Consider the following 12538-nt stretch of genomic DNA (forward strand, 5'->3'; position numbering starts at 1 on the left):
TGCGGGTGGTCATGACGGTCTCTTTCGCGGGAGGGCGTCGGGGCGGGGGCCGGGGGGGGGGGGGGGGGGGGGGGGGGGGCGGGCCCCCCCCCCCCCGCCCGCGGGGGGGGCCCCGCGCCGGGGCCGGGGGGGGGGGGGGGCCGGCGGGGCGCGCCCCCCCCCCACAACCGCATGCTCGGCGCCGGGGTGTGTCTGGGATCCCAGACTGAACCTCGCGCCTCGGGCTCCCGGTGCGGCAGGGCGCGGTGTGTCCTGAGGGCATGGCAGCGACGACGCACTCCTCGGCCGTCCCCGGCACGACGACGACCCTCGCCCCCGACCCGGCCCGCGCCGCGCGCGTCGTCGTCGTGGGCGACGGCCCGCTGACGATCGACGACGTCGTCGACGTCGCGCGGCACGGCGCGCGCGTCCGGCTCGCGGACGCGGCGGTCGAGTCGATGGCGGCGAGCCGCGCCGTCGTCGAGGGCCTCGCGGACGACGACCGCCCGCACTACGGCGTCTCCACCGGGTTCGGTGCGCTCGCGCGGCGGCACATCCGCGTCGAGCGGCGCGCGCAGCTGCAGCTCAGCCTCGTGCGGTCGCACGCGGCGGGGTCGGGGCCGGAGGTCGAGCGGGAGGTCGTGCGCGCGCTGCAGCTCCTGCGGCTCGCGACCCTGGCGACCGGGCGGACCGGGGCGCGCCCCGTCGTCGCGCAGACGTACGCGGCGATGCTCGACGCCGGGATCACACCCGTGGTGCGCGAGTTCGGGTCGCTCGGCTGCTCGGGCGACCTCGCGCCGCTCGCGCACGTGGCGCTCGCGGCGCTCGGCGAGGGCGAGGTCCGCGACGCGACGGGGGCCCTCGTGCCCGCCGCCGACGCGCTCGCCACGGCCGGGATCGCGCCGCTCGCGCTGCGCGAGAAGGAGGGCCTCGCGCTCATCAACGGCACGGACGGCATGCTCGGCATGCTGTGCCTCGCGCTGCACGACCTGCGGTCCCTGCTCACGACGGCCGACGTCGCGGCGGCGGCGAGCGTCGAGGCGCTGCTCGGCTCGGACGCGCCGTTCGCCGAAGACCTCGTCGCGATGCGGCCGCACCCCGGGCAGGCGGCGTCGGCCGCGAACCTGCGCGCGCTGCTCGACGGCTCGCCCGTCGTCGCGAGCCATCGCACGCTCGACGCCGAGGGTCGCCCCGAGTGCACCCGGGTGCAGGACGCGTACTCGCTGCGGTGCGCACCGCAGGTGCACGGTGCCGCGCGCGACACTCTCGACCACGCGGCCACCGTCGCGGGGCGCGAGCTCGCGTCGGCGATCGACAACCCGGTCGTCACGGTGGACGGGCGCGTCGAGTCGAACGGCAACTTCCACGGCGCCCCGGTCGCGTACGTGCTCGACTTCCTCGCGATCGCCGCGGCCGACGTCGCGAGCATGAGCGAGCGCCGCACGGACCGGTTCCTCGACAAGGCCCGCAACGAGGGCCTGCCGCCGTTCCTCGCGGACGACCCGGGCGTCGACTCCGGGCTGATGATCGCGCAGTACACGGCGGCGGGGATCGTCTCGGAGCTCAAGCGGATCGCGGCCCCGGCGAGCGTCGACTCGATCCCGTCGTCGGCGATGCAGGAGGACCACGTGTCCATGGGCTGGGCGGGAGCACGGAAGCTCCGCCGCGCGGTCGACGGGCTGGGCCGCGTCCTCGCGATCGAGCTCCTCACGGCGACGCGCGCCCTCGACCTGCGCTGCGACGGCGGGCCCCTGCACCCGGCGCGGGGGACGGGCGCCGTGCGCGACCTCGTGCGCACGGCCGCCGCGGGCCCCGGACCGGACCGCCACCTCGCGCCCGAGATCGAGGCCGTGACCCACCTCGTCACGACGGGTGCCGTGACCGCGGCGGCGAGCGCCGCCGTCGGGCACCTGGCCTGACCCCCTTGAGCCGTCCCCGAAGGAGCGAGCCGACCATGACCCACGAGCCGACCCACCGCCTCGGCACGCCCGTCCCCGTCCGTGCGCCGCGCGGCACGACCCTCACCGCGCGGTCCTGGCAGACCGAGGCGCCGCTGCGGATGCTCATGAACAACCTCGACCCCGAGGTCGCGGAGCGACCCGACGACCTCGTCGTCTACGGCGGCACGGGCCGGGCGGCGCGCGACTGGCCGAGCTACCACGCGATCATCCGCACGCTCACGACGCTCGCGGACGACGAGACGCTCCTCGTGCAGTCGGGCAAGCCGGTCGGGGTGCTGCGGACGCACGAGTGGGCGCCGCGCGTGCTGCTCGCGAACAGCAACCTCGTCGGGGACTGGGCGACGTGGCCCGAGTTCCGCCGGCTCGAGGCGATGGGCCTGACGATGTACGGGCAGATGACGGCCGGGTCGTGGATCTACATCGGCGCGCAGGGCATCCTGCAGGGCACGTACGAGACGCTCGCCGCGGTCGCCGCCCAGCGGTTCGGCGGGACGCTCGCCGGGACGCTGACCCTCACCGGCGGGTGCGGCGGCATGGGCGGCGCGCAGCCGCTCGCGGTGACGCTCAACGGGGGCGCGTGCCTCGTCGTCGACGTCGACCGGTCGCGCCTCGACCGGCGCGTGCGCGAGCGGTACCTCGACGTGGTCGCCGACGACCTCGACGCCGCGGTCCGGCACGTCGAGGACGCCCGGCGCGAGCGCCGGGCGCTGTCGGTGGGCGTCGAGGGGAACAGCGCGGTCGTGGTCCCCGAGCTCCTGCGGCGCGGGGTCGAGGTCGACGTCGTCACGGACCAGACGTCGGCGCACGACCCGCTGTCGTACCTGCCGGTCGGGGTGTCGGTCGACGAGTGGGCGGACTACGCCGCGGCGAAGCCCGACGAGTTCACCGACCGCGCGCGCGAGTCCATGGCCCGGCACGTCGAGGGCATGGTCGGGTTCCTCGACGCGGGTGCCGAGGTGTTCGACTACGGCAACTCGATCCGCGACGAGGCGCGCCGTGGCGGGTACGACCGGGCGTTCGCCTTCCCGGGGTTCGTGCCCGCGTACATCCGGCCCCTGTTCGCGCAGGGCAAGGGGCCGTTCCGGTGGGCCGCGCTGTCCGGCGACCCGCGCGACATCGCCGCGACCGACGCCGCCGTGCTCGACCTGTTCGACGACGACCACCTCCACCGCTGGATCCGCGCCGCCCAGGAGCGGGTCGCGTTCCAGGGTCTGCCCGCGCGCATCTGCTGGCTCGGGCACGGCGAGCGCGACCGCGCGGGCCTCGCGTTCAACGACCTCGTGGCGTCGGGCGCGGTGCGCGCGCCGGTCGTCATCGGCCGCGACCACCTCGACGCCGGGTCGGTCGCGTCCCCGTACCGCGAGACGGAGGCGATGGCCGACGGCTCCGACGCGATCGCGGACTGGCCGTTGCTCAACGCGCTCACGGCCGCGTCGTCGGGCGCGACGTGGGTCTCGATCCACCACGGCGGCGGCGTCGGCATGGGCCGCTCGATCCACGCGGGCCAGGTGTCCGTCGCGGACGGCACGCCGCTCGCCGCGGCGAAGCTCGCGCGCGTGCTCTCGAACGACCCCGGCCTCGGTGTGCTGCGCCACGTCGACGCCGGGTACGACGACGCCGTCGCGGCCGCCGCGCGGGGCGGGCTGCGCGTGCCCGTGCGGGAGAGCGACGCCGTCCCGGCGCGGGAGGTGTGACGTGCGTGAGGTGGAGCACCCGGGCGGTGCGCACCCGGCGACGCTGGTCCTGGGGATCGGCGAGCTCACGACCAACGCCCCCGAGGCGGTCGGCGTCGACCCCGTGGACGACCCGACGGGCGTCGTGCGCGACGCCGCGCTGCTGCTCGACGGCGGTCGGGTCGCCTGGGCCGGCCCGGAGAGCGCGTGCGCGGCCGGCGTGGAGGAGGTGCTCGGCCGCGCGCCCGACCGCGTCGTCGAGGTGGAGGGGCGCGCCGTCCTGCCCGGGTTCGTCGACGCGCACACCCACCTCGTGTTCGCGGGCGACCGCGCCGCCGAGTTCGAGGCGCGCATGGCCGGCCGCCCGTACGAGGCGGGCGGCATCCGGTCCACCGTCGCGGCGACGCGCGCGGCGTCCGACGACGCGCTCCGGGCCGGGCTGGCCCGGCACCTCGACGAGGCGGCGCGGCAGGGCACGACGACGGTCGAGGTGAAGAGCGGGTACGGGCTGACCGTCGCGGACGAGGAGCGGTCGGTGCGGCTCGCGCGCGAGGTGACGCCCGAGGTGACGTTCCTCGGGGCGCACGTCGTGCCCGCCGAGTACGCGGGGCGCGCGGACGAGTACGTCGACCTCGTGTGCGGCGACATGCTCGCGGCGTGCGCGCCGCACGCCCGGTGGGTCGACGTGTTCTGCGAGACGGGCGCGTTCACGCCCGAGCAGTCCCGCCGCGTCCTGGAGGCCGGTGCCGCCGCCGGTCTCGGCGTGCGTCTGCACGCCGGCCAGCTCGGTCCGGGGGAGGGCGTGCGGCTCGCGGTCGAGCTCGGCGCCGCCGCGGTCGACCACTGCACCTACCTCACCGACGACGACGTCGCGGCGCTCGCGGGCTCGTGGACGGACGCCGGGTCGGCGACAGGAGGCACGTCGCCTGGCGCGACGTCGCGCGGCGGGACGCGGCCGGACCGGACGCGTCCGGACGGCACGCGCCCGGACGGGACGACGGGCACCGTCGCGACCCTGCTGCCCGGGGTCGAGTTCTCCACGCGCCAGCCGTACCCCGACGCGCGCCGCCTGCTCGACGCGGGGGCCGTCGTCGCGCTCGCGAGCGACTGCAACCCCGGGTCGAGCTACACGTCGTCGATGCCGCTGTGCGTCGCGCTCGCGGTCCGCGAGATGCGGATGACCGTCGCCGAGGCGGTCTGGTCCGCGACCGCGGGCGGCGCGCTCGCGCTGCGGCGGGACGACGTCGGGCACCTCGCTCCCGGCGCCCGGGCCGACGTCGTGCTGCTCGACGCCCCGAGCCGCACCCACCTCGCCTACCGGCCGGGCGTCCCGCACGTCGCGGCGGTCTGGCAGGACGGCGTCCGCGTCCCCTGAGACACCCCCGACCCGCCGAGCATGCGGTTCTGGCCCGTCCCGGGCGCCTGACTCTCCAGGACCGCATGTTCGGCGGAGGACTACGTGCGAAGGGCGAGGCCCGCCGCGAGCTCGAGGACGCAGAGCGCGGCGAGGCGGACCGTGCGCCCGTCGGGGGCGTCGGCGGTCGCGTCGACCTCGACGACGTCGGCGGAGCGCAGGCGGCCGTCGCGAGCCGCGGCGCGCACGAGCGCGCGCAGCTCCCACGCGGCGATCCCGCCCGGCACGCTCGCGGGGCATCCGGGCGCGACGGAGCGGTCGCACACGTCCACGTCGACGTCGAGGTGCACCGGGCCGCCCCCCGCGCCTGCGACCTCCAGCGCCGCGCGCATCACGTCCTCGGGGCCGCGGCGGCGCAGCTCGTCGACGTGCACGACCGTGATCCCGAGGTCGAGCGCGCGCCGCGCGTACTCGGCGGAGTTCGCGAAGTCCGCGATGCCGACCTGCACGACCCGCCGCGGGTCGAGCCCGGCCTCGACGAGCCGACGCACGGGCGACCCGTTCGAGACGCCGTCGCGCAGGTCGTGGTGGGCGTCGAGCGTGACGAGGCCGGCGGTCACGAGGTCGTCGCCCCACGCGCCGAGCGCGGTCGCGACGGTCACGGAGTTGTCTCCGCCGAGCGCGACGAGCAGCCGTGCCCGGTCCAGCGCCGCGCGGACCGCCGCGCGCGTCCGCCCCTCGCCCTCCTCGCCGTCCGGCTCCTCGACGTCGCCGAGGTCGGCGAGCCTGAGCCGGTCCAGGTCGACCGGCCCCCCACGACCCGACGGCGCTCCGCCCCGAAGGCCCGCACCCGCAGGCGCGGCGGGACCGGGCGCAGCGGGAGCAGGCGCAACGGGACCAGGTGCAACGGGGCCGGGTGCAACGGGGCCGGGTGCACCGGGACCGGGAGCGACGGCGGGTCGCACGCGGGCGGAGGGGCCGGCGTCGGGCAGGGCGCGGTCCGGGACGAGGGCGGGGCTGAACCGGCGCAGCGCGTCGCGCACGGCCGCGGGCGTCGCGTGCGCGCCGGTGGGGGACAGCGACGTGCGCCAGGCCGGGACGCCGAGGACGGCGAGGTCGACGCCGTCCGGGCCGGGCGCGGGCCAGTCGCCGGCCCGCGGCCAGGACGGGTCGTGGGGCAGGGGCTGCGCGGCGCTGCTCACGTCCCGACCGTAGCAACGGCCCGGGCGGCGGGAAGGGTCAGGACGCGAGGGTCGCGAGGAGGGTCGCGAGCCCGAACCCGGACTGGCCGAGCGTCCCGGTCCAGAGCCGGTGGTCGGAGATCCACAGGACGATCCCGCCGAGCGTCATGAACCCCGCGGTGTAGAGCACGAGGGTGCGGCCCTCGTCCACGAGGCCTCGCGCGACGAGCACGACGCCGAGGACCGTGCCCAGCCCGAGGAAGACGTTGTAGAACGCGACGTTGAACGCCCACAGGTCCACCTCGCGCGGCGACGAGCGCTTGCGCAGCAGGAACTGCTGGGCCCACGGGCGCTGGAAGAAGAAGGCCTCGACGACCCCGACGCCGACGTGCAGGACGCCGGCCGTGACGGCGAGGACCTGGGCGAGCGTGCTCATGGGAGCTCCTCCCGGTCGTGCGGCGCGAGCGAGCGGGCGAGGACGTGCGCGCCGTCCCCGTCGAGGTGGGCGAGGGCCGCGGGTCGCCCGGTGAGCAGCAGGAGCAGGGCGGTCATGGAGCCCGTGACCTGCTGGCCGTCGCCGCGGTGCCAGGGCACGTCGTCGGCGACGAGGCGGAACCCGGCGAGGCGGCGCCGGGCGCGGAACGGGAAGGACACGGCCCACACGCGCTCGGCCGCCTCGCGCGCCGCGACGGGCGGGGCGGGGACGGGGGCGCCGAGCGCGACGGCCACGTCCTGGGTGTGCACGAGCGCGTCGACGAGCGCGACGCGCGGCACCGTGCCGGGCGCGAGGTGCCGCGAGGTGACGGTCGCGCGCAGCGCCGCGACGACGTCGTCGCGCGGGCGCGTCCCCGCCTCGCGCGTGAGGAGGTCCATCGTCCGGTCGAAGCTCCCGCGACCCCGCACGAGGCCGCGCACGAGCGCACCGTAGGTGGCGGTGGGGGCGAGGGTGAGGTGCGCCGCGACGTCGTGGACGCGCCACCCGGCGCACAGGCTCGGGCGTTCCCAGGCGGCCGGGTCGAGCCCGGCGACGAGGTCGACGAAGGTGGCCCGGGCACGGGCGACGGCCGCCCACACCTCGTCCTGGGTCATCCAGTAGTCGGGTGCACTCATGGGAGCGCCTCCAGAACTGATACGATGATCTGACGAGTTTAGTCAGTCCATCTGACCATGACAACCCCTGACGGCCCCGGGAGGCGACGCGCGTGAGCGAGCAGGACGAGCTCAACACCGGGCTGCTCCTGTTCATCCCCTACCGCGCGCTCGAGCTGCGCGTGTACGCGGCGGTCCGCGAGGCCGGGTTCGACGACGCGACGCCCGCCCAGCTCCGCGTGTTCCAGCGCGTCGGGCCGCACGGCACACGGCTCACCGAGCTCGCCGATGCGGCCGAGATCACCAAGCAGACGGCCGGGTTCCTCGTGGACCAGCTCGAGGCCGCGGGCTACGTCGAGCGCGTCCCCGACCCGGCCGACGGCCGCGCCCGGCTCGTGCGCGTCACCGCGCGCGGCGAGGAGGCCTCGCGCGTCGCGGCCGCGGAGGTCGCGCGCGTCGAGGCCGAGTGGACCGCGCACCTCGGGGCGCGCGGGATGGCGTCGCTGCGACGCCAGCTCGCGCGCCTGCGCGAGATCACCGACCCCTGGGCCTGAGCGGCCTCAGGGCTTGCCGGCGTGCACGACGGCGACGGCGTGCGTCGCGTGGTGCAGCACCTGCTGGCTCACGGAGCCCAGCAGCATCCCGCGCAGCTCGCCCCGGCCGCGCGAGCCGACGACGGTCAGCGCCGCCCCCGCGGCCGCCTCGCGGATCGCGACGGACGGCTCGCGGTCGACGACGAACGTCTCGACGAGGACGTCGGCGTGCTCGGCGGACCGCACGCGCGCGAGCGCCGCCTCGACGGTGCGCGACGCCTCGGCCCGCGCGTCGCGCTCGACCGCCGTGTAGAACGCGGGGTTCTCCTCCCACAGGGGCCCCACGGGCAGGCGCCACGCGCACACCGCGACGACGCGACCACCCGTGCGGGCGGCCTCGTCGAGCGCGAACCGCAGCGCCGCGTCGCCGTGCACGGACCCGTCGACGCCGACCACGACGTCCGTCGTCCGCTCGCCGGCGTCCGCGACCGGCGGCACGACGACGACCGGCACCGGCGAGCGCGCGGCCAGACGCGCCCCGACCGAGCCGAAGAACATCGAGCCCACGGACCCCAGCCCGCGCGAGCCCACCACGACGAGGTCGGCGTCCTTCGCCTCGTCGAGCAGTGCCTCCGCGGGCGGCCCGGACCGCAGCGCGGTCCGCACGGGCACGGACGGGTCCACGCGCGCGGCGCGCTCGGCGGCCGCCGAGAGGATGGGCCCGGCGATCTCGCCGAGCTCCTCGACCGTCGGGTAGTACGCGCCGCCGACGAACGGCGTCGCGATCACGGGCACGTAGGCGACGTGCAGCACGCGCAGGTCCGCGTCGCGTCGCGCCGCCTCCTTCACGGCCCAGTCCAGGGCCTTGCCGCTCGTCGTGCTGCCGTCCACGCCGACCAGCACGACCTGCCTCGTCGAGTCGCTCACCGTGACCACCTCGGTCCCTCGTGCCCTCCGCGGCGGGAGACACCGCCGCCCGTACTCCTCCTGGATACGCCCCCGCCTGCGCGGCCCGCACCGAGCGTCGGCCCCCGGTCGTGGGGACCCACGGCTCCAGGTCGTGGGACGAAGGTCCCCACCTGCGGCGCGACGCCCTCCCGCGCGCGAGGAACGCGCGGCGACGGGCTACGTTGAGGGCATGGGCTCTCCCCACCCGATCCGCGTGTTCCTGCTCGACGACCACGAGGTGGTCCGCCGCGGCGTCGCCGCGCTGCTCGAGGCGGCCGGCGACATCACCGTCGTCGGCGAGGCCGGCACCGCCGCGTCCGCCCTCGCGCGCATCAAGGCGACGCGACCCGACGTCGCGATCCTCGACGTGCGCCTGCCCGACGGCTCGGGCGTCGAGGTGTGCCGCGAGGTGCGCTCCGAGCTGCCCGAGGTCGGCTGCCTCATGCTCACGTCGTTCGCCGACGACGAGGCGCTGTTCCAGGCCGTGCTCGCCGGCGCGTCGGGGTACGTGCTCAAGCAGATCCACGGGTCCGACCTCGTCGGCGCCGTGCGCACGGTCGCCGCGGGCGGTTCGCTGCTCGACCCGGCCAGCACCGCGCGCGTGCTCGAGCGTCTGCGCCACGCCGCGGACGAGACGCCCGACCGGCTCGAGGGCCTGTCCCAGCAGGAGCGCCAGATCGTCGCGCTCATCGGCGAGGGCCTGACCAACCGCGAGATCGGCAAGCGCCTCTACCTCGCGGAGAAGACCGTCAAGAACTACGTGTCGCACGTCCTCGCGACGCTCGGGCTCCAGCGCCGCACCCAGGTCGCGGTGCTCGCGACCGAGCTGCGCCAGGAGGAGGCGTCGCGCCAGGGCACGGCCGGCGCTGCCGGGGCGAACGGGCCGGTGGGGGACCGGCGGCACGGTGGCGAGCCGCGACGCGCCTGACGGCGCGCGGGGCGACCGGGCGTCGGGGTCCGAGGGCACGCCGTCGCACGGACCCGGGGCCGACGACGGCGGACCGGGCGGCCACGCGGCGTCGGGACCTTCGGCACTCCCGGATCTGACACCGCGGCGCGACGATGGCGGCATGGACACAGTCGAGCGGGCCGGCACCGGGGTACCGGCGGGGGGCGCGGCGGCAGCGACGGTCGAGCGCCCGCGCGCGTCGGCGGGGCTCGCCGAGCTCACGCCCGAGGAGAGCTACGCGCTCGTCGCGACCGTGCCGGTGGGCCGCATCGTCTACACCGACCACGCGCTGCCGGCGATCCAGCCCGTGAACTTCGTGCTCGACGGCCCGGACGTCGTGTTCCGCACCGCCGAGGGGTCGAAGCTCGCGGTCGCCGCGAGCCGGGCGGTCGTCGCGTTCGAGGTCGACCAGTTCGACGCCGACGCGCGCTCGGGATGGTCCGTCGTGCTCGTGGGCCGCACGTTCGAGGTGACCGACCCGGTCGAGCGGGAGCGGCTGCTCGCGCTGCCCCTCGAGACGTTCGTGCCGGGCGTGCGCGACCGCGTGATCAAGGTCGTGCCGCGCATCGTCACGGGGCGCCGCATCGTCCGCTGACGGCGCGGCGTCGCGTCAGACGAGCGGGACCCACCACTCCAGGCGCGTACCGCCCTCCGGGAGCGCGGTCGCCGTGCTCGACCCGCCCAGCGCCGCGGCGCGCGCCTGCATGTTCCGCAGGCCCGAACGGCGCCCGCCGGGCTGGATCCCCACGCCGTCGTCCGTGACCGTCAGGCGCGCCTCGTGCGCCGTGACGGCCAGGTGCACGACGACGGTGCTCGCCTGCGCGTGCCGGGCCACGTTCGTCAGGGACTCGCCGAGCACCACGACGAGCTGGTCCGCGACCTCCGCGGGCAGGCTCGGGCCGCCGTCGGACACGCCCGCGCCCGAGCCCTCCGACGAGACCTCGACGCTCACCTCCGGCGCGAACCCGAGGACCGTCGTCGCCGCCTCCGCCTGCGCGCGGAACCGGTCCTCGATCGACGGCGCGTCCGGGTCGGTCGCGGTGTGCAGCGCGAAGATCGTCGAGCGGATCTGCCGGATCGTCTCGTCGAGGTCCGAGACGGTCTCCTCGATCCGGGTCCGGGCGTTCGGGTCCGTGACGAGCGGCTGCACGCTCATGAGCGTCATGGCCGACGCGAACAGGCGCTGGATGACGACGTCGTGCAGGTCCCGCGCGATCCGGTCGCGGTCCTCCAGGACGCCGACCTGCTTCGCGCGCCCGTAGAGCCGCGCGTTCTCGATCGCGACGCCCGCCGCGGCCGCGAGCGCCACGACCGCCGCCTCGTCCTCCGCGGAGAACTCCTCGCGCGCGCCGCCCGCGCCGAGCTTGTCGGTGAGGTACAGGTTGCCGAACACCGTCTCGCGCACCCGCACCGGGACGCCGAGGAACGTGTGCATCGGCGGGTGCCCGTCGGGGAAGCCCGCCGAGCGCACGTCGTCCGCGATCTCCGGGACGCGGATCGGCGCCGGGTGGTCGATGAGCTCGCCGAGCAGACCCTCGCCGTGCGGCCAGTGGTCGATCGCGGCGACCTCGTCGTCCGACAGGCCCAGGGGGATGAACTGCGCGAGGCGCTCGCGCCCCGACGCGTCCAGCACGCCCAGCGCGCCGTACCGCGCGCCCGTGAGCTCCATCGCCGCCTCGACGATGCGCCGCAGGACCAGCGGGAGGTCGAGGTCGCTCGTCACCGCCACGACGGCGTCCAGCACACGCTGCCCGGCAGCGCTCGGCAGGTCGGTCGTTCCGCTCACCGCTGCAGTCTCCCAGACCCGGGCCGTCCCGCGGCAGCCGGGCACCGCCGGGTGTGACGTGGACGACACCCCGTGCGCTATCGTGCGTCCACATCTCGGGACGTCCGTCGCCGTCCTGCCGTCGGTCCGCACACCGCACACCGCCGGCCCGGCGCCCGGACCCCGGGCCGTCGACGCAGGGGCCGAAGGGACGCGGTGCCGCATGCCGACCACCGACCGCAGCACGGAACCCGCCACCGGGCCCGGACCGGGCCGGAGCAGCCCGCCCGACGCCGGCCCCGCGCCGTACGAGAGCGAGCCCGGGGCGTCCGGCCCGGCCGGTGCCGCGACCGCGCTCGCCGACCTGCGCGCCGCCGTCGGGCACCTGCACCCCGACGACCCCGCCGAGCTCGTCGCCATCGCCGACGACCTGTGCGCCCTCGGCAGCCCCGCCGCCGCCGTCCCGTTCTACGAGTCGGCCGTCGAGCACGGCGTGCCCGGCGCGGTGTACCGGCTGGGCGTCGCGCACCACGAGGCGGGCGACTCCGCCGAGGCGTTCCGGTGCTTCGAGCTCGCCGGCCTCGCGGGTGACGCGCTGGGGGCGTTCATGGCCGCGCAGGTCGCGAGCGAGCGCGGCGACCTGCACGCCGCGCGCCGGTGGTTCGAGCAGGCTCAGGACGTCGAAGGCGCCCCCGTGCGGCTCGCGCAGGTCCTCGCCGAGCTCGGCGAGCAGGACGCCGCCGACGACGTCCTCGCCGCGTCGTCCGGGCAGAGCTGGGAGTCCGCCGTCGAGCTCGTGCGCAGCGGTGCGCTCACGACCGAGGACGCCGTGGCGCTCCTGGAGGGCTGGGCGAGCGCCGGCGAGGTCCGCGTCGCGGCCGCGCTCGCCGACGTCTACGTGCGCGCCGGGCGCGGTCTCGACGCCGAGGACCTGCTCGAGCAGGCCGCGCTCGCGGGCGAGCCGACGGCGCGCACGAGCCTCGGCGTCCTGCGCCTGCGGGCCGGGCGCGTCGCCGAGGCGATGGCGCTGTGGCACGACGCCGCCGCGCAGGGCGACCCGCAGGCGGCGGAGCTCCTGGCGCGCTTCGGCTGAGCGGAACCCGCTC

At 77.0% G+C, this 12538-nt stretch carries 12 protein-coding genes; 7 read left to right on the forward strand and 5 right to left on the reverse strand.

Annotated elements, in window-relative coordinates; translation table 11 throughout:
• Positions 1–260 precede the first annotated feature (260 nt).
• From hutH to GYH36_RS04120, 3 genes are read left to right on the forward strand one after another with little or no spacing between them, the layout of a single operon-like run.
• Positions 261–1898, forward strand: a complete 1638-nt coding sequence (gene hutH / locus GYH36_RS04110) for a histidine ammonia-lyase (RefSeq protein ID WP_162289186.1) — start codon at positions 261–263, stop codon at positions 1896–1898.
• Between the two features lie 35 nt (positions 1899–1933).
• Complete coding sequence (hutU, locus tag GYH36_RS04115; RefSeq protein ID WP_162289187.1) at positions 1934–3634, forward strand: urocanate hydratase; 1701 nt, start codon at positions 1934–1936, stop codon at positions 3632–3634.
• A 1-nt stretch (position 3635) separates the two neighbouring features.
• Positions 3636–4988 carry an amidohydrolase family protein gene (locus GYH36_RS04120; protein WP_312028502.1) on the forward strand — a complete coding sequence of 451 codons (1353 nt, stop codon included), beginning with the start codon at positions 3636–3638 and terminating at the stop codon, positions 4986–4988.
• Between the two features lie 80 nt (positions 4989–5068).
• Here GYH36_RS04120 and GYH36_RS04125 read toward each other — a convergent pair whose 3' ends face one another.
• From GYH36_RS04125 to GYH36_RS04135, 3 genes are read right to left on the reverse strand one after another with little or no spacing between them, the layout of a single operon-like run.
• Positions 5069–6169, reverse strand: a complete 1101-nt coding sequence (locus GYH36_RS04125) for an arginase family protein (RefSeq protein WP_162289188.1) — start codon at positions 6167–6169, stop codon at positions 5069–5071.
• A 37-nt stretch (positions 6170–6206) separates the two neighbouring features.
• Entirely contained in the window at positions 6207–6584 is a 378-nt protein-coding gene (locus GYH36_RS04130; protein WP_024841342.1) for a DUF1304 family protein, read from the reverse strand.
• Positions 6581–7258: a maleylpyruvate isomerase family mycothiol-dependent enzyme gene (locus GYH36_RS04135; protein WP_203231561.1), complete on the reverse strand. Its 678-nt coding sequence runs from the start codon at positions 7256–7258 to the stop codon at positions 6581–6583. The genes GYH36_RS04130 and GYH36_RS04135 overlap by 4 nt, the downstream gene beginning before the upstream one ends.
• A gap of 92 nt (positions 7259–7350) precedes the next feature.
• On the opposite strand from GYH36_RS04135, the gene GYH36_RS04140 reads away from it, so the two are divergent.
• Positions 7351–7791 carry a MarR family winged helix-turn-helix transcriptional regulator gene (locus GYH36_RS04140; protein ID WP_162289189.1) on the forward strand — a complete coding sequence of 147 codons (441 nt, stop codon included), beginning with the start codon at positions 7351–7353 and terminating at the stop codon, positions 7789–7791.
• Positions 7792–7797: 6 nt separating this feature from the next.
• Here GYH36_RS04140 and GYH36_RS04145 read toward each other — a convergent pair whose 3' ends face one another.
• The gene (locus tag GYH36_RS04145; protein ID WP_162289190.1) at positions 7798–8697 is read right to left on the reverse strand and encodes a universal stress protein; all 900 of its coding nucleotides are present in this window, start codon (positions 8695–8697) and stop codon (positions 7798–7800) included.
• Positions 8698–8908: 211 nt separating this feature from the next.
• On the opposite strand from GYH36_RS04145, the gene GYH36_RS04150 reads away from it, so the two are divergent.
• Both GYH36_RS04150 and GYH36_RS04155 read left to right on the forward strand, forming a co-directional pair.
• Positions 8909–9646, forward strand: coding sequence for a response regulator (locus GYH36_RS04150; RefSeq protein WP_024841338.1), 738 nt, complete (start codon positions 8909–8911; stop codon positions 9644–9646).
• A gap of 142 nt (positions 9647–9788) precedes the next feature.
• Positions 9789–10262, forward strand: a complete 474-nt coding sequence (locus GYH36_RS04155) for a pyridoxamine 5'-phosphate oxidase family protein (protein ID WP_162289191.1) — start codon at positions 9789–9791, stop codon at positions 10260–10262.
• Positions 10263–10277: 15 nt separating this feature from the next.
• On the opposite strand, the gene GYH36_RS04160 is transcribed toward GYH36_RS04155, so the two are convergent.
• Complete coding sequence (locus GYH36_RS04160; RefSeq protein ID WP_231492866.1) at positions 10278–11453, reverse strand: GAF domain-containing sensor histidine kinase; 1176 nt, start codon at positions 11451–11453, stop codon at positions 10278–10280.
• Positions 11454–11655: 202 nt separating this feature from the next.
• On the opposite strand from GYH36_RS04160, the gene GYH36_RS04165 reads away from it, so the two are divergent.
• Positions 11656–12525, forward strand: a complete 870-nt coding sequence (locus tag GYH36_RS04165; RefSeq protein ID WP_162289192.1) for a tetratricopeptide repeat protein — start codon at positions 11656–11658, stop codon at positions 12523–12525.
• Positions 12526–12538: the final 13 nt, after the last annotated feature.

The sequence above is a fragment of the Cellulosimicrobium composti genome (assembly GCF_010287905.1).
Taxonomy (GTDB): domain Bacteria; phylum Actinomycetota; class Actinomycetes; order Actinomycetales; family Cellulomonadaceae; genus Cellulosimicrobium; species Cellulosimicrobium composti.